Source organism: Rhodococcus sp. D-6 (genome assembly GCF_040256695.1).
Classification (GTDB): domain Bacteria; phylum Actinomycetota; class Actinomycetes; order Mycobacteriales; family Mycobacteriaceae; genus Rhodococcus; species Rhodococcus pyridinivorans.
This window is the reverse complement of sequence record NZ_CP132970.1, coordinates 2,978,462-3,001,864: the sequence shown is the minus strand read 5'-3', so window position 1 is coordinate 3,001,864 and position 23,403 is coordinate 2,978,462. Positions and strand designations below refer to the sequence as shown.

Genomic DNA, 23,403 nt, shown 5'->3' with positions numbered 1-23,403 from the left:
AGCGGGTAACGTTTCGGCCGTGGCAACAACTCACGGATCACGCGCGTCGCTCGACAAGGACCCGCGTGAGGTCGCGTCCATGTTCGACGGGGTCGCTGCACGCTACGACCTGACCAACACCGTCCTGTCGTTCGGGCAGGACCGCGGGTGGCGTCGCGCGACCCGTGCGGCTCTCGACCTGAAGCCCGGCGAGCGGGTGCTCGACCTGGCCGCCGGCACCGGGGTCTCCACCGTCGAACTCGGACGGTCCGGCGCGTGGGTCGTCGCCACCGACTTCTCCAAGGGCATGCTGCACGCCGGTGAGTTCCGCAACGTCCCGATGGTCGCAGGCGACGCGATGAAACTGCCGTTCGCCGACGCGGTCTTCGACGCCGCGACCATCTCCTTCGGCCTGCGCAACGTCGCCGACCCGGACGAGGGACTGCGCGAGATCGCCCGGGTGGTCAAGCCGGGTGGACGCCTCGTGGTGTGCGAGTTCTCCACACCCGTGCGGGAACCGCTACGCACCGTCTACATGGAGTACCTGATGCGGACGCTGCCGCGGGTCGCGCGGGCGGTCAGCAGCAATCCCGACGCCTACGTCTACCTCGCCGAATCGATCCGGGCCTGGCCCGATCAAGAGCAGCTCGCCCGGCGCATCGAGGCCGCGGGCTGGAGCGACGTGAAGTGGCGCAATCTCACCGGGGGCATCACCGCCCTGCACCGCGCGGTACGCAAGTAGCCGGGCGCATCGGCACCGCGCGGTACGCAAGTAGCCGGGCGCATCGGCACCGCGCGGTACGCAAATTGCCGCGCGGCGCTGTATCGGCGCTCAGGCGAAGAGGGGCTGACGGTCCCAGCGCATCGAGAGATGACCGCTCGTCCGCCACACCCGGGCCACGAAGTCGGCGTCCTCGTCGGTGACGAGATTGCCCATCACCCGCACCGCGACCGACATCATCGTCCGCGACCGCATCGCGATCGGGCCGGTCGCCGGCAGGAACTTCGGGATCGTGAGCAGGCTCGCGAGGCGACGCGCGGTGGAGAACGCCCGGCCGTAGTGGGAGCGCAGCGTCGCCGGCCACAGGTCGGTGAGGTCGTCGGAGTCGAGCAGCCCGGCGAGCAACCGACCGCCTTCGAGTCCGTAGTCGATGCCCTCGCCGTTGAGCGGATTGACGCACGCCGCGGCGTCGCCGATCAGCGCCCAGTTCCTGCCCGCGACCCCCGACACGGCTCCGCCCATGGGCAGCAGCGCCGACGCCACACGCGTCACCTCGCCGAGTTCCCATTCCGTGCGGCGCTGCCGCGCGTAGAGGTCGATGAGATGCCGCAGCGATCCACTCGCCGGTCGCGAGGCGGTCGCGAGGGTCCCCACTCCCAGGTTCACCTCGCCGGTGCCGAGCGGGAACACCCAGCCGTAGCCCGGCTGGACGGCCCCCGCGTCGTCGCGCAGTTCGAGGTGCGAGGTGATCCACGGATCGTCGCTGCGCGGGGAGGTGGCGTAGGCCCGCGCGGCCACGCCGTAGGTGGTGTCGCGGTGCCAGCGACGACCGAGCACCTTGCCGAGGGGAGAACGCACCCCGTCGGCGACGATCACCGTGCGGCAGCGGACGGTCCGCGGTCCGTCGGCGGTGCGGAAGATCACGGCCGAGACCCGGTCGCCGTCGCGTTCGACGTCGACGGCCTTCGTTCCGTCCACGGCGCGGGCACCCGAGTCGAGCGCGGCCTGCCGGATCCGGGCGTCGAGTTCGGTGCGCGGCACGGCGCTGCCCACGACCGGGAACGACGAGTCGGGCCAGGGGAGTTCGAAGCGGCCACCGAAGCCCTCGAGACGCAGACCGCGGTTGACGGTGCGGGTGCGCAGCCAGTCGCCGAGGCCGAGTTCGTCGAGTTCGGCGACGGCACGCGGGGTCAATCCGTCACCGCAGGTCTTGTCGCGAGGGAAGGTCGCGGCATCGACGAGCAACACCTCGCGACCGGCGCGGGCAGCCCACGCGGCGGCGGCGGAACCGGCTGGACCGGCACCGACGACGAGAACATCGGTACTGTCGGGAACGCAGGACTGGGATTGCCGCGGATCTCGCGCGGAGTGTTCGGCCACCACCGCTCCATCTTCTCAGGCCGCGATCGGCCGCCTCGACGAGGTGGATCGGGGAACGAACGGCTAGGTTCACTACGGTGAAGTCGAGGCGACAGAACAGGATGGGTACGTCATCGTGAGCACTGAGGGGGCGGCTCGGACCGCTGGTTCGGCCGATGCGGCGCCGAGCACCGTCGTGGCCGGTGTGGAACTCGGCGATCCGGTCCTCGCCGCGACAGTCGGGGACGGCCTCGCGAGCGTCGAGAAACTCCTGGTCGAGGAACTGTCCGACGGTGAGGACTTCCTGACGGAGGCCGCACTGCACCTTGCGAAGGCGGGTGGCAAGCGGTTCCGGCCGCTGTTCACTATCCTCACCGCGCAGCTCGGGCCGAAGCCCACCGATCCCGCCGTGGTGACGGCGGCGACCGTCGTCGAGCTCGTGCACCTCGCGACGCTCTATCACGACGACGTGATGGACGAGGCGACGATGCGTCGCGGCGCCCCGAGCGCCAACGTGCGCTGGGGCAACAGCGTCGCGATCCTCGCCGGCGACTATCTGTTCGCGCACGCCTCGCGGTTGGTGTCGACGCTGGGTCCGTCGGCCGTGCAGATCATCGCGGAGACGTTCGCCGAGCTGGTCACCGGTCAGATGCGCGAAACCATCGGTGTGCGTACCAACGACGACCCGGTCGAGCACTACCTGCGGGTGATCTGGGAGAAGACCGGTTCGCTGATCGCCGCCAGCGGTCGCTTCGGCGGTACGTTCTCGGGCGCTGATCCGGAACATGTAGAGCGTCTCGAACGGCTCGGCGACGCCGTCGGCACCGCTTTCCAGATCGTCGACGACATCATCGACATCGCGTCCGACACCACGGAGTCGGGCAAGACCCCCGGAACCGATCTCCGCGAGGGTGTGTACACCCTGCCGGTGCTCTACGCGCTGCGGGAGACCGGACCGGAGGCGGATCGTCTGCGTGAACTGCTCGTCGGTCCCATCGAGGACGAAGCACACGTCGCGGAGGCGCTCGAACTGCTCGTCCGCTCGCCGGGGATGGATGCGGCGAAGGCGACTCTCGCGACCTACGCCGCCCGCGCTCACGCCGAACTCGATGCCCTGCCGCAGGGGTCGGCGAACGAGGCGTTGCGTCGCCTCGTGGACTTCACCGTCGCCCGCGTCGGCTGACGGACCGTCGTGTCGTCCCGCCCCGGTCGGGGCGGGAACCGCGCCGTTCGCTCGTTCGTTGGACGAATGAGTGGGAAATCGTGGTGCGGAAGGGGTGCGACGTGCACGGATACTCGAACCGTCTCAAGACGGCCGGTCTGTTGATCGGAATGTCCGCGCTGATCGTGTTCGTCGGAGCGTTGTTCGGCAATTCGACGATCCTGCTGATATCGATCGTGCTCGCCGTCGGCATGAACGGCTACGCGTACTTCAACAGCGACAAGCTCGCCCTGCGGGCGATGCACGCCCAGCCGGTCACCGAGGTGCAGGCACCGGCGATGTACCGGATCGTGCGTGAACTCGCGACCGCGGCGCACCAGCCCATGCCGCGGCTCTACATCAGCCCCACCAACGCCCCCAACGCGTTCGCCACGGGTCGTAACCCGCGAAACGCCGCCGTGTGCTGCACGACGGGCATCCTGGAGATCCTGAACGAACGGGAACTGCGCGCGGTGCTCGGCCACGAACTCGCCCACGTCTACAACCGCGACATCCTCATCTCGTCGGTCGCCGGTGCGATGGCTGCCGTCATCTCGGGCCTGGCGAACTTCGCGTTCTTCGCCTCGGCCTTCGGCAACCGGGAGGGTGGCGCGAACCCACTGGCGCTGCTGCTGGTTTCCCTGCTCGGCCCCATCGCGGCGTCGGTCGTCAAACTCGCTGTGTCGAGGTCGCGCGAGTACCAGGCCGACCAGTCCGGTGCCGAGCTCACCGGCGACCCGCTGGCCCTCGCGTCGGCGCTGCGCAAGCTCGCTCTCGGCACGCAGGCCGCGCCGCTGCCACCCGAACCGAAACTCGCGGCCCAGTCGCACCTGATGATCGCCAACCCGTTCCGGGCGGGCGACAAGATGAGCCGGCTGTTCTCGACGCACCCGCCGATGGCCGACCGCATCGAACGGCTCGAGCGCATGGCCGGGATCCGCTGACCGGACGGCACCCCACAGACGAAATCCCAGACGACTCCGCCCGCGACGACGGTCGCGGGCGGAGTCGTAGGAGAGGGCGTCGTCGGCAGTGGTCGACGTACTAGCGGTAGTTGACGAACTGCAGGGCGATGTCGAGGTCGGCGTTCTTGAGCAGCGAGATGACGGCCTGCAGGTCGTCGCGCTTCTTGCTGCTCACGCGCAGCTCTTCGCCCTGGATCTGCGCCTTGACGCCCTTCGGGCCCTCGTCACGGATGAGCTTGGAGATCTTCTTGGCATTCTCCTGGCTGATGCCCTGCACCAGCGTGCCGGTGATCTTGTAGACCTTGCCGGACTGCGTCGGCTCGCCGGCGTCGAAGGACTTGAGGGACAGGTCGCGGCGGATCAGCTTCTCCTTGAAGACCTCGAGCGCGGCGAGCGCGCGGTCCTCGGTCTCGGCCGAGATCGTGATGGCCTCGTCGCCCGACCACTCGATGTGCGCCCCGGTGTTCCGGAAATCGAAGCGGTTGGCGATCTCCTTCGCCGCCTGGTTCAGCGCGTTGTCCACTTCCTGGCGGTCGACCTTGCTCACCACATCGAACGACGAATCAGCCACGTCTCACTCCACTTCGGGGTCGGTCTGTAAGGGTTCTGTCCACCCGACGCTATCGGGTCGCGCGGAGCTGTGACCACTCGGTTTGCGTTTCGGGGGGGTATGCGTTGTATTCTTCCAAACGCATCGAGGACGCGGTCCCGATCGCACCCCGGCAGGTTGCCCGAGCGGCCAATGGGAGCGGACTGTAAATCCGTCGGCTTACGCCTACGTAGGTTCGAATCCTACACCTGCCACCGGAACGGCCCCGGTTCTTCGGAACCGGGGCTGTTCTGCATTCCCGGGCCCTTCGGTGCGGGCTCCGGAGTGTGGGTCCTGCTCTCCCCGAGGTTCCGGGCGGCTCGGCACGCGGTGCCGTTCCGCCTCGCGCCCGATGCCTCCCGCCGGCCCGCCGCGCGCGTATGTGTGGGCACGGGTGGGTGCGGGTGGGCAGAGCTCGGAGAGGAGCGGCGTTTATGCGCCTCTACCAGCGGATTTTGCACCAGGACCGAGTGTGTGTAATCTTTTGGAGGCCGCAGCGAGCAGAGATGCTCCGGAGGCCACGCCCCCTTAGCTCAGTCGGCAGAGCGTTTCCATGGTAAGGAAAAGGTCGACGGTTCGATTCCGTCAGGGGGCTCGCTGGATTGAGGTGCCGCCTTCGTAGCGACACTCGGCACCGAGGCGGTGTAGCTCAGTTGGTAGAGCAAACGACTCATAATCGTTGCGTCGCCGGTTCAAGTCCGGTCACCGCTACCAAAAGTTCATTGATCCACCCTGATCGATACTGATCGGATTGACGCGAAAGAAGGCATCCCGTGGCCTCCTCTACTGACGTTCGGCCGAAGATCACCTTGGCCTGCGAGGTGTGCAAGCACCGCAACTACATCACGAAGAAGAACCGTCGCAACGACCCCGACCGGCTCGAGCTGAAGAAGTTCTGCCCGAACTGCGGTACGCACCAGTCGCACCGCGAGTCCAAGTAGCCGGTCGCAACGACGTCGACGCATAAGGTCTCCGCAATACCGACCGTGCCAGTTGGCGTCGTCGGAATTGCGGAGGTTTTGCGTATGACGAACATACTCGAGAACCAGGAATCGGTGGACGCGACCGAACAGGCCGGGATCCCGTTCGATGCCGCCGCGCACGCCAAGTCCATGGTCGGTCACCACTACCGGGTGGGCGACTACTACGAGGTCGGTCGCGAGAAGATCCGCGAGTACGCCCGTGCCGTGCGCGATTCGCATCCGGCCCATCACGACGACGACGCAGCCCGGGGGCTGGGATATGACGGAGTGATCGCGCCGCTGACCTTCGTCTCGATCGTCGGCATGATCGCGCAGCGCAAGCTGTTCGAAGAGGTCGTCACCGGCTACGACCTGAGCCAGATCATGCAGACCGACCAGCGGATGGTCTACCACCGCCCGATCCAGGCCGGCGACAGGCTGTTCTGCGACGTCTACCTCGACGATTTCCGGCAAGTTGCCGGCAGCGACATCATCACCACCAAGAACGTGATCACGGATCAGTACGACAATCTCGTGCTCACCTCCTGGACGACGCTCGTCGCCCGTTCCGGTGGCGAGGTCGACGACAACATCGCGCACGCGGTCAAGGATGTGGTGATGCACAGTGACACTCCGTAGCTTCGCGGATGTCGCGGTAGGGGACGAGCTTCCGTCGAAGGTCGTCACGCTCACGCGCGGAAATCTGGTCAACTATGCAGGTGTGTCGGGTGATCCCAACCCGATCCACTGGAGCGACAAGGTGGCCGAACTGGCCGGCTTGCGCGACGTCGTCGGGCACGGCATGCTCTCGATGGGCATCGCGGCCGGCTTCGTCACGGAGTGGCTGGGAGACCCCGGCGCGGTGACCGAATACAATGTTCGGTTCACCAGTCCGGTATATGTGGAGGCCGACAAGGCCGCCGAGATCGAGTTCACCGGCAAGATCAAGTCGGTGGACGCGGAGAGCAAGACAGCAGTGGTCGCTATCGTGGCGAAGTCCGACGGTCGTAAGATCTTCGGTCGCGCCACGGCAACGGTCCGTTTGGCCTGACGGCCGAGCGGATTGGGTTTGTCCCGGGGCAATGCAGTACACTTAGGCTTCTGGGATCGCATAGCAGCGCGCTGCTCTACGAAGGCCGTAACGGCCCGACGGGGTAGCGCGCGTGTCATGTGGTCGCAGATGGGGCGGTTCCGGACACTCGCTTCGTACGAGTGTGGATGTCCGACCAGAGGGGCGTAGCTCAATTGGCAGAGCAGCGGTCTCCAAAACCGCAGGTTGCAGGTTCAAGTCCTGTCGCCCCTGCCCCCGGACTGCCAGCGACCGAGAGGAACGATGTGAGCGAGGAGCGCGGTCAGCGCCACAGCGGCACCGCAGGGAACATTCCCGGCGACGCTGGAACGGCTACCGGCGCGACCCCCGACGGTTCTTCCGCGGCTGCTCGGCCGACCGGCAAGCGGGCCACCCGTCGTGGTGCAGCCGATCCCTCGGCATCCACGACGAGTGCGGTGTCCATGAAGAAGACGTCGCGTTCGGCCACGGCCGTGAGCGATCGTCCCGCCGCGAAGTCCGAGAACATCTTCAAGCGACTCGTGCGCTTCTTCCGTGAGGTCATCGCCGAGCTCCGCAAGGTGATCTGGCCCAACCGCAAGCAGTTGACCACCTACACGCTCGTGGTCCTTGCGTTCGTGACCGTTATGACGGCGTTCATCTTCGGATTGGATCTGGCGTTCGTACAGGGCGTCAGCTGGTTGTTCGGTTAGCGCCTGTCCGCGCGAGACGAAAAATGTGATCGACGAGAGGAAAGTGCCCGGTGAGCACCCCCGAGAACGACTCGTACGAGGCTTCGGCCGAGGAGCACGTTTCGGACGAGGCCTTGGTTGACGACGTGACGGCCGAGTCGGCGGATGCGGACACCGAGGTCTCCGAGTCCGACGCTGCTGTCGAGTCCGGCACCGATGCCGAGACCGATGTCGAGGTCTCCGACGCAGCGGAGGGCACCGACGACGCCGCCGCCGAAGAGGACGAGGTCGACCCGGCCGAGGCCCTCGAGAAGCAACTGCGGCGCGAGCCCGGCGACTGGTACGTCGTGCACTCCTACGCCGGCTACGAGAACAAGGTCAAGACCAACCTCGAAACCCGCGTCCAGAACCTCGACCTCACCGAGTACATCTTCCAGGTCGAGGTGCCGACCGAAGAGGTCACCGAGATCAAGAACGGTCAGCGCAAGCAGGTCAACCGCAAGGTCCTGCCCGGCTACATCCTCGTCCGGATGGAACTCAACGACGAGTCGTGGGGCGCCGTCCGGAACACCCCCGGCGTGACCGGCTTCGTCGGAGCCACGTCGCGTCCGTCGCCGCTGACGATCAAGGAGGTCGTGAAGTTCCTCCTCCCGCAGCAGGCGAAGAAGAAGCCGGCGGCCGGTGCTTCGACCGCAGGCGAGCAGGCTCCCGCCGCCGCTGCGAAGCCCGCCATCGAGGTGGACTTCGAGGTCGGCGAGTCGGTCACCGTGATGGACGGCCCGTTCGCGACGCTGCCCGCCTCCATCAGTGAGGTCAACGCCGAGCAGCAGAAGCTCAAGGTCCTGGTGTCGATCTTCGGCCGTGAGACTCCCGTGGAGTTGTCGTTCAACCAGGTGTCGAAGATCTGACGATCCCCAGGATCCGACGGCGCCGGCATCCGGCGCGCACAAGCTTGCAGTAGCAGTACGCAAGAACCACACCGAGCACGAAACTAGGAATAGAGATGCCCCCCAAGAAGAAGAAGATCGCCGGGCTCATCAAGCTCCAGATCCAGGCCGGCCAGGCCAACCCGGCTCCGCCGGTCGGCCCCGCGCTGGGTCAGCACGGCGTCAATATCATGGAGTTCTGCAAGGCGTACAACGCGGCGACCGAGTCGCAGCGTGGCAACGTCGTGCCGGTCGAGATCACGGTCTACGAGGACCGTTCGTTCGACTTCAAGCTGAAGACTCCGCCGGCCGCGAAGCTCCTGCTCAAGGCCGCAGGCGTGCAGAAGGGCTCCGGCGAGCCGCACAAGACCAAGGTCGCCAAGGTGACCATGGATCAGGTGCGCGAGATCGCCAAGACCAAGCAGGAAGACCTGAACGCCAACGACATCGAGGCTGCCGCGAAGATCATCGCCGGCACCGCTCGGTCGATGGGCATCACGGTCGAGGGCTGAGCCCCTCGCTGTTCCGGGGCTCCGTCCCCGGGCTTGCATAGCACTCGTGGGAGGGCCGGCCAGGCCCGCTACCACGCCCGAACCATTCACCTGCCGGTGAGAAGTTAGGAAAGAACATGGCAAAGCGCAGCAAGGCATACCTCGCCGCGGCCGAGAAGATCGACTCGGACAACCTGTACAGCCCCCTCGCAGCTGCGAAGCTCGCGAAGGAGACCAGCTCGAAGAACTACGACGCCACCGTCGAGGTCGCCATGCGACTCGGTGTGGATCCCCGCAAGGCGGACCAGATGGTGCGCGGCACGGTCAACCTGCCGCACGGCACGGGTAAGACCGCTCGCGTCATCGTCTTCGCGGTGGGCGAGAAGGCTGCCGAGGCCGAGGCCGCAGGTGCCGACGTCGTGGGCGCCGAGGATCTGATCGAGCGCATCCAGGGCGGCTGGCTGGACTTCGACGCCGCGATCGCGACCCCCGACCAGATGGCGAAGGTCGGTCGTATCGCCCGCGTCCTCGGTCCCCGTGGTCTGATGCCGAACCCGAAGACGGGCACGGTCACCCCGGACGTCGCGAAGGCCGTCACCGACATCAAGGGTGGCAAGATCAGCTTCCGCGTCGACAAGAACGCCAACCTGCACTTCGTGATCGGCAAGGCCTCGTTCGACGAGACCAAGCTGGTCGAGAACTACGCTGCTGCTCTGGACGAGGTGCTCCGCGCCAAGCCGTCCAGCGCGAAGGGCCGCTACATCAAGAAGGTCACGATTGCTACGACCACCGGCCCGGGCATCCCGGTGGATCCGCAGCGCACCCGCAACCTCCTCGAGACCGCGGAGTAATTCGCACTGCACGCAGTGGATGTGCGTCCTGAAGCGGCCGGTACAGCATCGCTGTGCCGGCCGTTTTGCATCTCGTGCACATCGTCCGCTACAGTGGTGGGGTAGTTCGGCGTGCGCCGATCTTCACCCCGATCATGTTCTACCCAAGACCGTTGGTCACCGAATCCGCGTGCGGATCGGTTGAAGGTCCGGAGTTGTCCGGCGGCCCACGCAGGAGGACGAGGTTAGGGGAGATACGAACCGCGATGTGCCTTCCGGGTGCATTCGAGTTCCTCCTCCTTGTATGCCCCGTGTGCCCTGCGCCGGGGCGTTCGTCGTTTTCCGGTCCCGGCGGTCGTCCGGTGGGGCGTCCCACTCGGGACACCGGGAAAACGACTGTTACTGAGAGGAGGCGAAGTATGGCAAAGCCCGAGAAGGTTTCCGCAGTTGCGGAGATCACCGAGCAGTTCAAGACCTCCACCGCTGCCGTGATCACGGAATATCGTGGTCTGTCGGTGGGAAGTCTGACCGAGCTGCGTCGCGCTCTCGGAGAGGGTGCCACCTACTCCGTCGCCAAGAACACCCTGGTCAAGCGTGCCGCCGCTGAGGCGGGCGTCGAGGGTCTCGACGATCTGTTCGTCGGTCCGACCGCCATCGCGTTCGTCAAGGGCGAAGCGGTGGATGCTGCGAAGGCTCTGAAGAACTTCGCGAAGGACAACAAGGCTCTCGTCATCAAGGGCGGCTACATGGACGGCGCTGCGCTGTCCGTGGAGCAGGTCAACCAGATCGCGGACCTCGAGTCCCGCGAGGTGCTGTTGGCCAAGCTCGCCGGCGCGATGAAGGGCAACTTGGCAAAGGCCGCAGGCCTGTTCAACGCCCCCGCTTCGCAGGTGGCCCGCCTCGCGGCCGCTCTGCAGGAGAAGAAGGCGGGCGAAGAAGCCGCCTGACGCTGATCCGCATCACTGCGAATCTGCATCACCGCGAAAGATACATCCACGCGTGCTCCGGCACGCACCATCCCATCCGGTCGCGGATCAGCGACATGGGACTTATCAGGAAGGACCGCCACCATGGCGAAGCTCACCACCGAAGAGCTGCTCGACGCGTTCAAGGAACTGACCCTGCTCGAGCTCTCGGAGTTCGTCAAGGCATTCGAGGAGACCTTCGAGGTCACCGCTGCTGCTCCGGTTGCCGTCGCTGCCGCCGGTGCTCCGGCCGCTGCTGCCGAGGCCGAGTCCGAGCAGGACGAGTTCGACGTCATCCTCGAGGGTGCCGGCGACAAGAAGATCCAGGTCATCAAGGTCGTTCGCGAGATCGTCTCCGGCCTGGGCCTGAAGGAAGCCAAGGACCTCGTCGAGGGTGCTCCGAAGCCGATCCTCGAGAAGGTCGCCAAGGATGCTGCCGACGCTGCCAAGGCCAAGCTCGAAGAGGCCGGCGCCAAGGTCACCGTCAAGTAAGACGGTTTCCGAACTTTCCGTCGAGCGTTCCGACGCTCTCCGGAACGGTTCCGCACAGGGCCGTTTCCGCGAATTCATTTCGCGGAAACGGCCCTTCTGCATTTCGGGCATGAATGCCGAGTGATATGTCCGTTATCGGCAGAAATCGACATCTACGCCGTGTTCATGCAGGTCACGGCGTAAGTCGAGACACGCGTACCCCCTTGTGCAACGTCCTTACTCATGAGTAGGATCGCGTGTCACAGGTACCACTATCCATGCGATAGAGTGGCCCAACCCACACGGGGGCGACGGTATCGGACAGCGGAGGTGATCGTGGGAGTCGAGGTTTCCGTCGAGGGACTGACCAAGTCCTTCGGCTCGCAACGTATCTGGCAGGACGTGACGTTGACGTTGCCGGCCGGTGAGGTGTCCGCGTTGCTCGGGCCGTCGGGTACCGGTAAGTCGGTGTTCCTCAAGTCGTTGATCGGTCTGCTGCGCCCGGAGGAGGGCTCGATCGTCATCGACGGCACCGACATCCTGCAGTGCTCCTCGAAGGAGCTCTACGAGATCCGCAAGTTGTTCGGGGTGCTGTTCCAGGACGGTGCGTTGTTCGGGTCGATGAACCTCTACGACAATGTCGCCTTCCCGTTGCGTGAGCACACCCGCAAGTCCGAGTCGGAGATCCGGCGGATCGTGATGAGCAAGCTCGAGCTCGTCGGTCTGCTCGGCGCCGAGGACAAGTTGCCCGGGGAGATCTCCGGAGGGATGCGGAAGCGCGCCGGTCTGGCGCGGGCGTTGGTGTTGGATCCGGAGATCATTCTGGTGGACGAGCCGGATTCGGGTCTCGATCCGGTGCGCACGACCTATATTTCGCAGACGTTGATCGATATCAATGCGGAGATCGATGCGACGATCCTGATCGTGTCGCACAACATCAATCTGGCGCGCACGGTGCCGGACAACATCGGGATGTTGTTCCGCCGGCAGTTGGTGATGTTCGGTCCGCGTGAGGTGTTGCTGACTTCGGATGAGCCGGTGGTCAAGCAGTTCCTCAACGGCACGATGATCGGTCCGATCGGGATGTCGGAGGAGAAGGACGAGGCGACGATGGCGCACGAGCAGGCGCTCGTCGAGGCGGGTCATCATGCCGGTGGTGTGGACGACGTCGAGGGGATCGTGCCGCAGATGCAGGCGACTCCGGGGATGCCGGAGCGGCAGGCGGTGGCGCGTCGGCAGGAGCGGGTGCGGTCGATCCTGCACAACCTGCCCCCGGCCGCCCAGAGCGCCATCCTCGAGTCGCTCGATCACAACGGCGCGCCCCACACAGCCCGGGGCTATGCCGACGACGACACCCAGATCATTCCCGCCTATACCGGAGAGAGATACGAGCAGCAGGCCCAGCAGTAGCACCAGCCGCAGCAGTGGTACAGCGTCAGCAGTGGTACAGCCGCAGGCTGGAGAAGTAGGAGAGTAGATGGGGGCGGGCAGCTCGCTCGTGCGGCCGGTTCACGGCGCACTCACCCAGGCCGGCAACATCGTCGAACTGTTCGTCGACGTCGTGCGGAACACCTTCCGCCGACCGTTCCAGTTCCGGGAATTCATCGAACAGGCGTGGTTCATCGCCAGTGTCACGATTCTTCCGACGGCGCTCGTCGCGATCCCGTTCGGCGCCGTCGTGTCGCTGCAGACCGGCTCGCTGATCAAGCAGCTCGGCGCCGAATCGTTCACCGGTGCCGCGAGCGTCCTGGCGGTCATCCAGCAGGGCAGTCCGATCGTGACGGCTCTGCTGATCGCCGGTGCCGCCGGCTCCGCGGTCACCGCCGACCTCGGATCGCGGACGATCCGCGAGGAGATCGACGCGATGGAGGTGCTGGGCATCAATCCCATCCAGCGCCTCGTCGTCCCGCGAGTACTGGCGATGGTGCTCGTCGCGCTCCTGCTCAACGGTCTCGTCTCCGTGATCGGCATCGCCGGCGGCTACTTCTTCAACGTGGTGCTGCAGGGCGGTACCCCCGGCGCCTACCTCGCCTCCTTCTCCGCCCTGGCGCAGCTACCCGACCTCTACGTCGCCGAACTCAAGGCTGCGATCTTCGGGTTGATCGCCGGCGTCGTCGCGTCCTACAAGGGGCTGCACCCCGGTGCAGGCCCGAAGGGCGTGGGGGAGGCCGTGAACCAGACTGTCGTCATCACGTTCCTGCTGCTCTTCTTCGCGAACCTGATCCTGACGATGGTGTACCTGCAGATCGTTCCTGCGAAGGGATCCTGACCAGATGACAGTCTCCAGAGGCCGCGGAGATCTCGTTCTTCTCCGGGGTCGCCGAGCGGTGCGCGCACCGCTGAACGTGCTCGACCGCGCGGGGGACCAGATGTCCTTCTACGCGCGCGCCGTCGCGTGGACCCCGCGAACCCTCACCCACTACCGCAAGGAAGTCCTGCGGTTGCTCGCCGAGGTCACCTTCGGCAGCGGTGCACTCGCCGTGATCGGTGGCACCATCGGCGTCATCGCGATGATGTCCGGCTTCACCGGCGTCGTCGTGGGTCTGCAGGGTTACGCCGCGCTCGAGCAGCTCGGCTCGTCGGTGCTCACCGGCTTCCTCTCGGCCTACGTCAACACCCGTGAACTGGCCCCGATCGTCGCGGCGCTCGCGTTGTCGGCGACCGTGGGCTGCGGCTTCACGGCACAGCTCGGTGCCATGAGGATCAGCGAGGAGATCGACGCCCTCGAGGTGATGGCCGTGCCGTCGCTGCCGTTCCTGGTGACCTCCCGGATGATCGCCGGCTTCGTCGCCGTGATCCCGCTGTACATCATCGGTCTCCTCGCGGCCTATCTCGCGACCCGCACGATCAGCACGCTGTTCAACGGCCAGTCGAGCGGCTCGTACGACCACTACTTCTATCTGTTCCTCCCACCGGAGGATGTGTTGTATTCGTTCGCGAAAGTGCTGGTCTTCGCGTTCGTGGTCATCCTCATCCACTGCTACTACGGTTTCCACGCCAGCGGCGGTCCCGCCGGCGTCGGGGTGGCCGTGGGCCGCGCGGTGCGTACCGCGATCGTGACGATCGCGATCCTCGACTTCTTCCTCAGCCTCGCGATCTGGGGCACGACGACCACGGTGAGGGTGGCCGGATGAGCGACACGACCACTTCGCCCTTGCGTCGCCGCACCCTGGGATTGATCTTCTTCGTGGTGCTGGCGCTGTTCCTGTACGTCACGATCGCGATGTACAACAAGACGTTCACGAAGGTCGTGAAGGTCGACCTCCGCACCGACAGCATCGGCAACGCCCTGCCGCTCAACGCCGACGTCAAGGCACGCGGTGTGCTCGTCGGCGAGGTCCGCGGAACGAGCGCGGAAGGCGGCGACGTCACCGCGCATCTTGCGCTCGACCCCGACAAGGCCGAACTGATCCCGGTCAACGCCACCGCACAGCTGCTGCCGAAGACCCTCTTCGGTGAGCGCTACGTCTCGCTGATCATCCCCGACGATCCGGGGCGTCCCGTCACGAACGGCGATGTGCTGGTGCAGGACACGAGCGAGCGCACAGTCGAACTCGGCGACGTGCTCGACGGGCTGCTCCCGCTCCTCGAGGCCGTCCCGCCGCAGGACCTCGCCAACACGCTCGGCGCCCTGGCCCAGGGACTGAGCGGACGCGGCGAGAAGCTGGGACAGACGGTCGACGACCTCGAACAGATCTTCCGCGAGGTGAACGGCGAACTGCCCACACTGCAGGAGGATCTGCGCGGACTCGCCGATTTCTCGCAGACCTACTCCGAGGCCGCACCGGATCTCGTCGAGGCGCTGAACAACCTGCGCACGACGGGTGGCACGGTCGTCGAACAGCAGAACCAGATCCGCACGCTGCTTGCGAGCGCGACGGGAGCGTCGTCGCAGACGGCCGATTTCATCGAGCAGAACTCGAACTCGATCATCACGCTGTCCGCCGATTCGAAGGAGGCGCTGCAGCTGCTCGCCCGTTACTCGCCGTCCTTCCCGTGCACCTTCGAGGGATTCGCCGACGCGAAGCCGGCCGCCGTCGATCTGCTCGCGGCCGACGATCCGTTCCCGGGTGTGCGCGCGAACATCCAGTTCACGAACCCGAAGGGCCGCTACCTGCCGAACCAGGACGAACCGCGTCTGCTCGACGATCGCGGACCGGCCTGCTACGACGACGTGACCGCGCCCGGCCGCAACTTCCCGCAGTATCCGGGCGGTTCGATCAACGACGGTTCGTACCAGGTGCCGTCGCGTAATCCCGGCCCCGAGACCATCGATTTCTTCCCTGCCCCGGCAGGATCCGGCGTCCCCGACGACGTCGGTGAGATCATCGGCACCTCGGACGGCGGCGCGACTCCCGTCTCGTACGCCGGCTCGCGTCTGGAACAGGACACGCTCGACGTCATCTACGGACAGGCCACCGGTGTCGACCCCGAGGAGGTCCCGTCCTGGACCACCCGGCTCGGCGCTCCGGCGATCCGCGGTACGGAGGTGAGCTTCCAGTGAGAGGTCTCGCAGCACCCCTGATCAAACTCATCGTGTTCGCCGTGGTCACCGTCCTCGCGACCGGTGTCCTCGCCGCGACCATCGCCAATGTCGGCGGTGGGGGAGGAACGAAGTTCCACGCGATCTTTTCCGACGTCACCTCACTCAACAAGGGCGACGACATCCGCATCGCGGGTGTCCGCGTGGGGCAGGTCGAGGAGATCTCGGTCTTCGACGAACGGCAGGCGCGGGTCACCTTCTCGCTCGAGGAGCGCGACTGGCTCCCGGCCGGTGCCACCGCGACCATCCGGTTCCGCAATCTCGTCGGCCAGCGTTACATCGCGCTCGGTCAGGGTGAGGGCGCGCAGGGCGAGAAGATCACGGGCGGCGATACGATCCCGATCGAGCGTACGAAGCCGGCGGTGAACCTCACGACGCTCTTCGACGGCTTCCGGCCGTTGTTCCAGACGCTGAGCGCCGACGACGTCAACAAGCTCTCGTTCCAGATCATCCAGGTCTTCCAGGGTGAGGCCGGAACGATCGACGATCTGGTGCGCAGCACCGCGTCGCTGACCAACACCATCGCCGACAAGGACCGCGTGATCGGTGCGGTGATCGACAACCTCAACACCGTCCTGGCCACGATCGACCAGCGCGACGAGCAGCTCGATTCGCTGCTGGTCAACACGCAGGCACTCGTCAGCGGGTTGTCGGCCGACCGGGCGACCGTCGGTTCGGCCGTGGCGTCGATGGCGGGGCTGACCGACGCGGTCTCCGACGTCCTCGAGCCCACCCGCCCGTCGATCGCACAGTCGATCACGGCGCTCGAACAGGTCACTTCGAATCTCAACGCGAACCGCGACGAGGTCGACCGCGTCCTCGAGACGTTGCCGGTCAAGCTCGACAAGCTCGGGCGCGTGGCCAGCTCCGGTTCGTGGTTCCAGTACTACCTGTGCGGTATCGACATCATCGCAGGTCCCGGTTCGGTCCCGTATCTGAATCTGCCGACGGGGCTGCCCACCGTGAACCAACCCATCTACACGAATGCGGCGAAGCGTTGCTCGCAAGAGGGGATGCAGGAGTTGCAGGGACGATGAGCAAACGTCGCAGTCCGGCCGCCGCCGGTGCCCTGGGCATCGTCGTGGTGCTGCTGGGGACACTGTCCGCCTTTTTCCTCGACGAACTGCCCATTATCGGGGCGGGCGCGACCTACGAGGCCGAATTCAGCGAGGCCGCGGGTCTCAAACCCACCAACGAGGTGCGTATCGCCGGCGTGAAGGTCGGCAAGGTCACCGGAGTCGACCTCGAGGGCGACCGCGTGATCGTCTCGTTCAAGGTCCAGGACGCATGGGTCGGGAACGACACGGCGGCCTCCATCCAGATCAAGACGATCCTCGGACAGAAGTATCTGGCACTCGAGCCGCGGGGTACGGAGGTGCTCGACCCGGACGACCGGATCCCGCTCGACCGGACGGTCGCGCCGTACGACGTGATCGAAGCGTTCTCGTCGGCGGCCACGACCCTCGGCGAGATCGATTCCGAGCAGCTCGCGACCGGCTTCCAGACCCTGTCGGAGGCGTTCTCGGAGACACCCGACGACATCCGGGCCTCGCTCGACGGCATCAGCCGCCTGTCCGAGACCGTCGCGAGTCGTGACCAGGAGCTGAAGAAGCTCCTCGACGCGACCGGCAATGTCTCGAAGGTGCTCGCCGACCGCAACGCCGAGTTCAACCGGTTGCTCTCCGACGGTGCGCTGCTCGTCGCGGAACTGAACAATCGGCAGGAGGCGATCTCCCAGTTGCTCGATGGCACCAAGCGGTTGTCGGCCGAGCTCTCCGGGCTCGTCGAGGAGAACCGCGAGACCATCGGTCCCGCCCTGCAACAGTTGCGCGGCGTCGTCGACGTCCTCCAGGAAAACAACGACAACCTCGATCGGGCCATGGAGCTGTACGAGCCGTTCGTGCGTGTCTACACCAACGTCGTCGGCAACGGCCGGTGGTTCGACCAGGTCGTCGTGAACCTGACCCCGCCGGGCCTACCGGAGATCCCCGGTTACCGCGAGCCCGGTCGCCGCCTGGAAGGGGGCAACTGATGGCACACGCCGAGAACGGCGAGTCCCGCAGCAATCGCGGGCGCATCGCGCTGCTCGCAGCCGTCGTCGCGGGCGTGGTGGCCCTGGCCGGAGCGGGGTGGTGGATGTTCACCCGGCTGGGCACCACCGAGATCACTGCCTATTTCGACAAGGCCGTGGGCATCTACGAGGGCTCCGACGTCCGGGTGCTGGGCGTCGAGGTGGGGAAGGTGACGTCCGTCGAACCGCAGGGCGACCTCGTGAAGGTCGGGCTGCGGGTGAACCGCGGCGTCGACATCCCGGCCGACGCCCGCGCCGTGCAGATCACCCCGTCGGTCGTCGCCGACCGTTACGTGCAGCTCACCCCTGCCTACACCGGTGGCGACACGATGAGCAGCGGTGCGGTGATCGACCGCGAGCGCACCGCCACCCCTGTGGAGGTCGACGAGCTCTACGCGAGCATCGACGAGCTCTCCCGCGCGCTCGGTCCCGACGGCGCGAACCGCGAGGGCGCGCTGACCGACTTCGTCGAAGTCGGTGCGGAGAACCTCGCCGGCAACGGTGAGGCCCTCGGGCAGAGCATCGAGAACCTGTCGGCCGCCGCGCGCACGCTCGACCAGTCGCGCGACGACCTCTACGGCACGATCGAGAACCTGCAGGTGTTCGTCAGTGCTCTCGCGGCCAACGACGAGCAGGTGCGCCAGTTCAATGCGCAGCTCTCGGACCTGTCGGGATTCCTGGCGGGGGAGCGGCAGAACCTCGGTGAGGCGCTGAACACGCTGTCGGTCACGCTCGGCGACGTCGCGACGTTCGTGCGCGACAACCAGGCAGCCGTGAAGGACAACGTCGACGCACTCGTGCCGATCACGGAGACCCTGGCTAACCGCCGGCAGGAACTCGTGAATTCGCTGACGCTGCTCCCGCTCGCGGTGAGCAACCTCGTCAACTCGTACGACGCCGAAGCAGGTGTGCTCGCATCGCGGCTCGTGCTGCCCGACCTGCAGGACCCTGCGGGAGCGGTGTGCAAGCTCATCGATCTCGGCAATCTCGTGCCCGGCGACGAGCGTTTCGAGCAGCTCGGCCGGCAGATGCAGCCGCTGATCGACCGGTGCCGCGACGTCGCCACGCAGATCACCGAGGACCAGCGGTCCCCGGATCTGATCCTGCCGTTCGGTGTCCTGAGCGGTGAGAACATCCAGCGGCAGGTCACCCCGGGCACGGTGCCCGGCGTGGTCTCGCCTCGGCTCGACCTCCGGGGAGGAGATCGGTGAGCGGCGCGAAGAGGATGGGCCGCACAGGTGTCTTCGGAGCGGCCGCGTGCGTGGTCGCGGTGACGGTCACGGGGTGCGGCGGTCTGTCCGACGTCCCGTTGCCCGGCGGCGCCGACGTGGGGAGCGATCCGATCCGTCTGTCCGTCCAGTTCGACGACGTGCTCGACCTGGTTCCGCAGTCGAGCGTGAAGGTCGACGGTGTACCGGTCGGGCGCGTCGAATCGATCTCGGTCGCATCCGATTTCGGGTGGACCGCCGACGTCGGCATCGTGCTCGACTCGAGTGTCGACCTGCCGGCGAACGCGCTCGCGAGCGTCGAACAGTCGAGTCTGCTCGGTGAGAAGTTCGTGCAACTCACGCCTCCGGAGGACGAGCCCCCGACGGGCCGGCTCGCGGACGGCGACGTGATCCCGCTCGACCGCACCCGGCACGCCACCGAACTCGAACCGGTGCTCGGCGCGCTGTCGCTGCTGCTCAACGGTGGCGGTGTCGGTCAGCTCGCGCCGATCGTCAACGAATTGTCGACGGCCTTCGACGGCCGCGAGGGAACCACGCGCAGCCTGATCGAGCAGGCCGAGACCCTGATCACCGGTCTCGAACAGCAACGCGACGACATCACCCGGGCGCTCGACGGACTCGACGAGCTCACGGTGCGGGTCGCGGAGCAGAACGACAAGATCGCCGCCGTGCTCGACGAACTGCCGGTCGCGACCGAGGTGCTCGAACAGCAGCGGCCGCAGCTGACCCAGCTGCTCGGCCAGCTCGACCGGCTCGGCACCGCAGGTGTCGACGTCCTCGATCAGTCCAAGGAGGATCTGATCGCCGACCTTTTGGCGCTGCGCCCTACCCTCCAGGCACTCGCGGCATCGGGCGACGACCTCGTCGAGGCGCTCGCCTTCGTGCCCACGGTGCCGTTCCCGGACGGTGTCGAGAAGGTCGCGCTGGGCAACTCGGTGAACCTCTTCCTCGTCGTCGACCTGCAGATCGGCAACGCGCTGGCCGCGCTCGGTGTGGGCCAGGGCGACCCGGTCTACCGCGAGCCGAAGTTCGGCAATCCGAAGCCGCTCGTCGACCCGTCCAACCCGTACTACGACGGGAACGGGCCCGCCCCGGGCTGGCCCACCGTGTCGCTGCTGCCGGTGCTTCCCACTCCGCGTCTGCCCGGTGTGACGCTGCCCGAAGGGGTGTCGCTGCCCGACGGCATCGAGATCCCGGGGGTCACCGAGGCCGGCGCGGACACCGACACCGGTGCCGACGGTGACGAGGCCCCACAGCCGGGGCCGCTGCAAGGTTTGCTGAATCAGCTCGGACTCGGGGGTGGGCAGTGAGATCGCGCCTGGTGAAAGTGCAGCTCGCGCTGTTCGTGGTCATCGCGCTGCTCGGCATCGTGTTCGTCGGTGCCCGGTACGTGCGGCTCGACAACCTCATGGGCTTCGGCCAGTACACCGTCGACGCGCGGTTCCCGACCGGCGGCGGCATCTTCCCGAACGCCGAGGTCACCTACCGCGGGGTGCCCGTGGGCCGTGTCGGGGCGCTCAGCCTCACGGACGACGGCATCAACGTCGAGCTGCGTCTCGACAACGGCGGACCGCAGATCCCGGCGTCGGCGCGACCGGTCGTGGCGAACCGGTCGGCGATCGGTGAGCAGTACGTCGATCTGCAGCCGCCGAACGACGAGGGCCCCTATCTCGAACAGGGCTCCGTCATCGAGGGCACCGAGGAGGATCTGCCCACGCCGGTCGAGGACCTGCTGCTGAGCACGAACGACCTCGTGTACTCGGTTCCGCTCGAGCCGCTGCGCACCGTCGTCACCGAGCTCGGCGCGGCCTTCGACGGCCGCGGCGACGACCTGCAGGTGCTCGTCGACGCGCTCGCCGGTCTCAGCGAGAAGGGCGCCGAGTACCTGCCGCAGACCGTCACGCTGATCCGCGACAGCCTTACGGTGCTCGACACGCAGTCCGACCAGTCGTCGGCGATCCAGCAGTTCAGCTCGGATCTGGACCTGGTGACCGCACAGCTCCGCGACAGCGATCCCGATCTGCGGCGCCTGATCGACACCGGCACCGACGCGAGCGACCAGCTCTCGCAGCTGATCGAGGGCTCCGGCCCGGGCCTGACCACCGACCTCGCGAACCTCGCGGCGGTGGCGGAAGTGGCCGCGCCGCAGTCGATCGCCCTGCAGCCGCTGCTGGCCTTCCTTCCCGCCGTCGCGGGCAGTGCGAGTACGGTCGCTCCGGGCGACGGTGCGGTGCGTCTGGGCATCGTGCTCGAGACCAACAATCCGCCTTCGTGCACCATCGGGTACGAGGGGACGCAGGAGATCCTCGCGCAGATGCGCGCGCAGGATCCGAACTTCGACGAGACCCAGCAGGACTTCCCCTTCAACACGAACGCCTCGTGCGAGGTGCCGCAGGGCAGTGTCACCGGCGTGCGCAGCGCGAACCGCATCGTCTTCGCCGATCCGAACACGATCCAGCCCTGGGATTTCAAGCCGAAGAAGGACCCCGACAAGCTCAACCTGAATCCGATCGCGACGCAGCTCGCGCCGTTGCTCGGAGTCACCCCGAAGTGAGCAGTTAGTAGGTTTGTGGAGTGAGTGCACCAATTTCCTCCGACGCTCCGCCCACCCCGCCCCCATCCGCCGACGGCAACTCGCCCGCGGACGGCCGGGGACCGGGCGGGGCACGCAGGGCGGCCCTCGCCGTCGTCTCGGTGCTCGCCGTCGTCGCCCTCGCGGCGGCGGTGTGGTTCGGCTACGGCTGGGGGCGTGCGCTCCTGGTGGACCGTTCGGCCGCCGAGGCGCGCGACGCCGCACTCTCGGGAGCCATGCAGGCGGCCGTCAACCTGAACAGTGTCGACGCGAACGACGTCGACCTGTCGATCGAGAACATGCGGTCGTCGATCACCGGCGACGCCCTGCGCAACGATCTCGCGGCGACCGAGGAGGACATCCGGGCTCGGGTCGCGGAGACCGGCACCAGCATGTCGGCCGAAGTGCTGTTCGGAACGCTCACCGAACTCAACACCGACGACGATCTGGGTAAGGCGCTCGTCGTGCTCGCCGTGCGCACCCAGACCCCCGAGTACTTCGTGACCAACAAGGTCCCGGTGCTCGTGTCGCTGCGCAAGGACGGCGACGTGTGGAAGGCCGAGACCATCGAGCCGCTCGCCTCCGTCGAGATGGAGTCGGGCCCGGTCTCCGGTGCTCCGGCTCCCGATCCCGGCGCGCAGCCCGCGCCCGACGATTCCGGGGCGCCCGCGCCGGGAGATACCGGGGCGCCCGCGCCGGGAGATACCGGGCCGCCCGCGCCCGAGGGCGAGGCGGGCCCGTGATGTTCGGCAAGTCGACGAAGGAGAACGTGTAGTGCCCCCGCAGCGACGGAAGACCGGCCCCAGCGGGCCCCCGCGCCGTCGGCCGAAGGTCGCCGGCACGTCCCGACCGCCCCGGATGACCCCTGCAGAGGACGAACGCCCGACCCCGGCAGAGGACGAACGCCCGTCCCGGACGGAGCGGACGATCACGCCGCCCGAACAGGGGAGTACCGGACCGGCGGAGACCCGTACAGGGGAAAACCCTGCCGAGCAGTCGCGACCTTCCGAGGTGACGCTCGACAAGCAGGAGAACGAGCATGAGAAGCCCGCGCCGACGGCCGCCGACACGGCCGGGTCCCCGGCAGCGAGCCCGGCGGAGACTGCGACCGAGCCCGGGGATCCACCGGAGCCTCCCGCCGGTGAGGCCGGCGGGTCGCGTGCCTCCGGTGGGTGGCGCCCGGTGATTCTCGTCGGTGCGGTGGCGGTGGTGCTCGCGGTGATCGCCGCGGTCGCGGCCTTCCGTCCCGGTGCCGACGTCTCGAACGTCGCGTGGGTCGACACCGCGGAGACCCGGGAGGTCACCGAGGCCGCGAAGGTCGCGATCGAGACCATGCACGGCTACGACTACCGCACCATCGACGAGGACTTCGGGCGGATCCGGGAGTTGCTGACCCCGGAGCGGCTCGAGGAGTTCGACTCGACCGCGGACGTCACCAAGAAGGCCGCGATCGACACCCGCACGGTCACCGAGGTGATGGTCGAGCACATCGGCGCGACGATGCTCGACGACACCCGCGCCGAGGTCGCCGCCTACATCAACGTCAGCGCCACCGGCGACGGGATCGCCCAGGGCAGCGCGGCCGCACCGCTGCTGGTGAGGATGGAGAAGTCGGACGGACGATGGCTGGTCTCGGAGATCCGCGACCGGTGACGACGGCTGCGGATCGCCCCCTCACCGGGGGTGTCCGCGGCCGCGACGCGCGGATCGTTCCGGACGCGCAGTCTTGACGCAGGCGACGCGAGCGGTCACTCTATCGGTACGCCTGTTCGACTGAAGGCTTCCTCGT

Annotated in this window: 25 protein-coding genes and 4 tRNA genes; 27 read left to right on the top strand and 2 right to left on the bottom strand. The window is 66.9% G+C overall.

Annotation, left to right across the window (positions count from 1 at the left end):
• Positions 1-19: 19 nt before the first annotated feature.
• Entirely contained in the window at positions 20-721 is a 702-nt protein-coding gene (locus RBB84_RS13900) for a demethylmenaquinone methyltransferase (protein WP_071935515.1), read from the top strand.
• A gap of 90 nt (positions 722-811) precedes the next feature.
• Here the strand turns inward: RBB84_RS13900 and RBB84_RS13895 are convergent, their stop codons facing one another.
• On the bottom strand, positions 812-2,083 hold the full coding sequence (locus tag RBB84_RS13895) for a geranylgeranyl reductase family protein (RefSeq protein ID WP_050993579.1): 1,272 nt from the start codon (positions 2,081-2,083) through the stop codon (positions 812-814).
• Positions 2,084-2,195: 112 nt separating this feature from the next.
• Here RBB84_RS13895 and RBB84_RS13890 point away from each other — a divergent pair, with 112 nt between their 5' ends.
• Positions 2,196-3,242, top strand: coding sequence for a polyprenyl synthetase family protein (locus RBB84_RS13890; protein ID WP_006552298.1), 1,047 nt, complete (start codon positions 2,196-2,198; stop codon positions 3,240-3,242).
• A 101-nt stretch (positions 3,243-3,343) separates the two neighbouring features.
• The gene (gene htpX, locus RBB84_RS13885) at positions 3,344-4,204 is read left to right on the top strand and encodes a zinc metalloprotease HtpX (protein ID WP_024101689.1); all 861 of its coding nucleotides are present in this window, start codon (positions 3,344-3,346) and stop codon (positions 4,202-4,204) included.
• A 100-nt stretch (positions 4,205-4,304) separates the two neighbouring features.
• On the opposite strand, the gene RBB84_RS13880 is transcribed toward htpX, so the two are convergent.
• Entirely contained in the window at positions 4,305-4,796 is a 492-nt protein-coding gene (locus tag RBB84_RS13880) for a YajQ family cyclic di-GMP-binding protein (protein ID WP_006552295.1), read from the bottom strand.
• A 150-nt stretch (positions 4,797-4,946) separates the two neighbouring features.
• Between RBB84_RS13880 and RBB84_RS13875 the strand changes: the two genes are divergently transcribed.
• The 24 genes from RBB84_RS13875 to RBB84_RS13760 all read left to right on the top strand — a co-directional run bounded on the left by RBB84_RS13875 (position 4,947) and on the right by RBB84_RS13760 (position 23,267).
• A tRNA-Tyr gene (locus RBB84_RS13875) sits at positions 4,947-5,029 on the top strand.
• Positions 5,030-5,336: 307 nt separating this feature from the next.
• A tRNA-Thr gene (locus RBB84_RS13870) sits at positions 5,337-5,409 on the top strand.
• 43 nt (positions 5,410-5,452) lie between these two features.
• A tRNA-Met gene (locus RBB84_RS13865) sits at positions 5,453-5,528 on the top strand.
• Positions 5,529-5,587: 59 nt separating this feature from the next.
• Entirely contained in the window at positions 5,588-5,755 is a 168-nt protein-coding gene (rpmG, locus tag RBB84_RS13860; RefSeq protein WP_003941903.1) for a 50S ribosomal protein L33, read from the top strand.
• A gap of 84 nt (positions 5,756-5,839) precedes the next feature.
• Positions 5,840-6,415 (top strand): (3R)-hydroxyacyl-ACP dehydratase subunit HadA, encoded by a 576-nt coding sequence (gene hadA, locus RBB84_RS13855; RefSeq protein WP_033096105.1) that lies wholly within the window; start codon positions 5,840-5,842, stop codon positions 6,413-6,415.
• On the top strand, positions 6,402-6,827 hold the full coding sequence (gene hadB / locus RBB84_RS13850; protein WP_019291230.1) for a (3R)-hydroxyacyl-ACP dehydratase subunit HadB: 426 nt from the start codon (positions 6,402-6,404) through the stop codon (positions 6,825-6,827). The genes hadA and hadB overlap by 14 nt, the downstream gene beginning before the upstream one ends.
• A gap of 179 nt (positions 6,828-7,006) precedes the next feature.
• Positions 7,007-7,079: transfer RNA gene (locus RBB84_RS13845), tRNA-Trp, on the top strand.
• Between the two features lie 32 nt (positions 7,080-7,111).
• Entirely contained in the window at positions 7,112-7,537 is a 426-nt protein-coding gene (gene secE, locus RBB84_RS13840) for a preprotein translocase subunit SecE (RefSeq protein ID WP_024101687.1), read from the top strand.
• 50 nt (positions 7,538-7,587) lie between these two features.
• Positions 7,588-8,424, top strand: a complete 837-nt coding sequence (nusG, locus tag RBB84_RS13835; RefSeq protein ID WP_006552291.1) for a transcription termination/antitermination protein NusG — start codon at positions 7,588-7,590, stop codon at positions 8,422-8,424.
• 95 nt (positions 8,425-8,519) lie between these two features.
• Positions 8,520-8,954 (top strand): 50S ribosomal protein L11, encoded by a 435-nt coding sequence (gene rplK / locus RBB84_RS13830; RefSeq protein WP_006552290.1) that lies wholly within the window; start codon positions 8,520-8,522, stop codon positions 8,952-8,954.
• Positions 8,955-9,070: 116 nt separating this feature from the next.
• Complete coding sequence (gene rplA, locus RBB84_RS13825) at positions 9,071-9,784, top strand: 50S ribosomal protein L1 (protein ID WP_006552289.1); 714 nt, start codon at positions 9,071-9,073, stop codon at positions 9,782-9,784.
• A gap of 398 nt (positions 9,785-10,182) precedes the next feature.
• Complete coding sequence (gene rplJ / locus RBB84_RS13820) at positions 10,183-10,710, top strand: 50S ribosomal protein L10 (RefSeq protein WP_006552288.1); 528 nt, start codon at positions 10,183-10,185, stop codon at positions 10,708-10,710.
• A 123-nt stretch (positions 10,711-10,833) separates the two neighbouring features.
• Positions 10,834-11,220 carry a 50S ribosomal protein L7/L12 gene (rplL, locus tag RBB84_RS13815; RefSeq protein WP_003937621.1) on the top strand — a complete coding sequence of 129 codons (387 nt, stop codon included), beginning with the start codon at positions 10,834-10,836 and terminating at the stop codon, positions 11,218-11,220.
• A 312-nt stretch (positions 11,221-11,532) separates the two neighbouring features.
• Entirely contained in the window at positions 11,533-12,609 is a 1,077-nt protein-coding gene (locus RBB84_RS13810; RefSeq protein WP_033096350.1) for an ABC transporter ATP-binding protein, read from the top strand.
• 67 nt (positions 12,610-12,676) lie between these two features.
• Positions 12,677-13,468: an ABC transporter permease gene (locus RBB84_RS13805; RefSeq protein ID WP_006552286.1), complete on the top strand. Its 792-nt coding sequence runs from the start codon at positions 12,677-12,679 to the stop codon at positions 13,466-13,468.
• Positions 13,469-13,472: 4 nt separating this feature from the next.
• Complete coding sequence (locus tag RBB84_RS13800; RefSeq protein ID WP_024101684.1) at positions 13,473-14,333, top strand: ABC transporter permease; 861 nt, start codon at positions 13,473-13,475, stop codon at positions 14,331-14,333.
• Positions 14,330-15,703 (top strand): MCE family protein, encoded by a 1,374-nt coding sequence (locus RBB84_RS13795; protein WP_006552284.1) that lies wholly within the window; start codon positions 14,330-14,332, stop codon positions 15,701-15,703. Before RBB84_RS13800 ends, RBB84_RS13795 begins: the two co-directional genes overlap by 4 nt.
• Positions 15,700-16,779 carry an MCE family protein gene (locus RBB84_RS13790; protein ID WP_033096104.1) on the top strand — a complete coding sequence of 360 codons (1,080 nt, stop codon included), beginning with the start codon at positions 15,700-15,702 and terminating at the stop codon, positions 16,777-16,779. The genes RBB84_RS13795 and RBB84_RS13790 overlap by 4 nt, the downstream gene beginning before the upstream one ends.
• Entirely contained in the window at positions 16,776-17,774 is a 999-nt protein-coding gene (locus tag RBB84_RS13785) for an MCE family protein (RefSeq protein ID WP_006552282.1), read from the top strand. Before RBB84_RS13790 ends, RBB84_RS13785 begins: the two co-directional genes overlap by 4 nt.
• Positions 17,774-19,024, top strand: a complete 1,251-nt coding sequence (locus RBB84_RS13780; RefSeq protein WP_019291234.1) for an MCE family protein — start codon at positions 17,774-17,776, stop codon at positions 19,022-19,024. Before RBB84_RS13785 ends, RBB84_RS13780 begins: the two co-directional genes overlap by 1 nt.
• A 14-nt stretch (positions 19,025-19,038) precedes the next feature.
• Positions 19,039-20,352: an MCE family protein gene (locus tag RBB84_RS13775; RefSeq protein ID WP_019291235.1), complete on the top strand. Its 1,314-nt coding sequence runs from the start codon at positions 19,039-19,041 to the stop codon at positions 20,350-20,352.
• A complete protein-coding gene (locus RBB84_RS13770; RefSeq protein ID WP_019291236.1) occupies positions 20,349-21,596 on the top strand; it encodes an MlaD family protein in 1,248 nt (415 codons plus the stop codon). Before RBB84_RS13775 ends, RBB84_RS13770 begins: the two co-directional genes overlap by 4 nt.
• Before the next feature lie 20 nt (positions 21,597-21,616).
• A complete protein-coding gene (locus tag RBB84_RS13765; RefSeq protein ID WP_231911929.1) occupies positions 21,617-22,357 on the top strand; it encodes a hypothetical protein in 741 nt (246 codons plus the stop codon).
• 268 nt (positions 22,358-22,625) lie between these two features.
• On the top strand, positions 22,626-23,267 hold the full coding sequence (locus tag RBB84_RS13760; RefSeq protein ID WP_016694775.1) for a hypothetical protein: 642 nt from the start codon (positions 22,626-22,628) through the stop codon (positions 23,265-23,267).
• Positions 23,268-23,403: the final 136 nt, after the last annotated feature.

Bases quoted from the DNA above. Each gene is read 5' to 3' on its own strand.
- hadA (WP_033096105.1), top strand. From the start codon at position 5,840: ATGACGAACATACTCGAGAACCAGGAATCGGTGGACGCGACCGAACAG.
- rplK (WP_006552290.1), top strand. From the start codon at position 8,520: ATGCCCCCCAAGAAGAAGAAGATCGCCGGGCTCATCAAGCTCCAGATC.
- rplA (WP_006552289.1), top strand. From the start codon at position 9,071: ATGGCAAAGCGCAGCAAGGCATACCTCGCCGCGGCCGAGAAGATCGAC.
- rplJ (WP_006552288.1), top strand. From the start codon at position 10,183: ATGGCAAAGCCCGAGAAGGTTTCCGCAGTTGCGGAGATCACCGAGCAG.
- rplL (WP_003937621.1), top strand. From the start codon at position 10,834: ATGGCGAAGCTCACCACCGAAGAGCTGCTCGACGCGTTCAAGGAACTG.
- RBB84_RS13805 (WP_006552286.1), top strand. From the start codon at position 12,677: ATGGGGGCGGGCAGCTCGCTCGTGCGGCCGGTTCACGGCGCACTCACC.
- RBB84_RS13800 (WP_024101684.1), top strand. From the start codon at position 13,473: ATGACAGTCTCCAGAGGCCGCGGAGATCTCGTTCTTCTCCGGGGTCGC.
- RBB84_RS13795 (WP_006552284.1), top strand. From the start codon at position 14,330: ATGAGCGACACGACCACTTCGCCCTTGCGTCGCCGCACCCTGGGATTG.
- RBB84_RS13785 (WP_006552282.1), top strand. From the start codon at position 16,776: ATGAGCAAACGTCGCAGTCCGGCCGCCGCCGGTGCCCTGGGCATCGTC.
- RBB84_RS13780 (WP_019291234.1), top strand. From the start codon at position 17,774: ATGGCACACGCCGAGAACGGCGAGTCCCGCAGCAATCGCGGGCGCATC.
- RBB84_RS13775 (WP_019291235.1), top strand. From the start codon at position 19,039: ATGGGCCGCACAGGTGTCTTCGGAGCGGCCGCGTGCGTGGTCGCGGTG.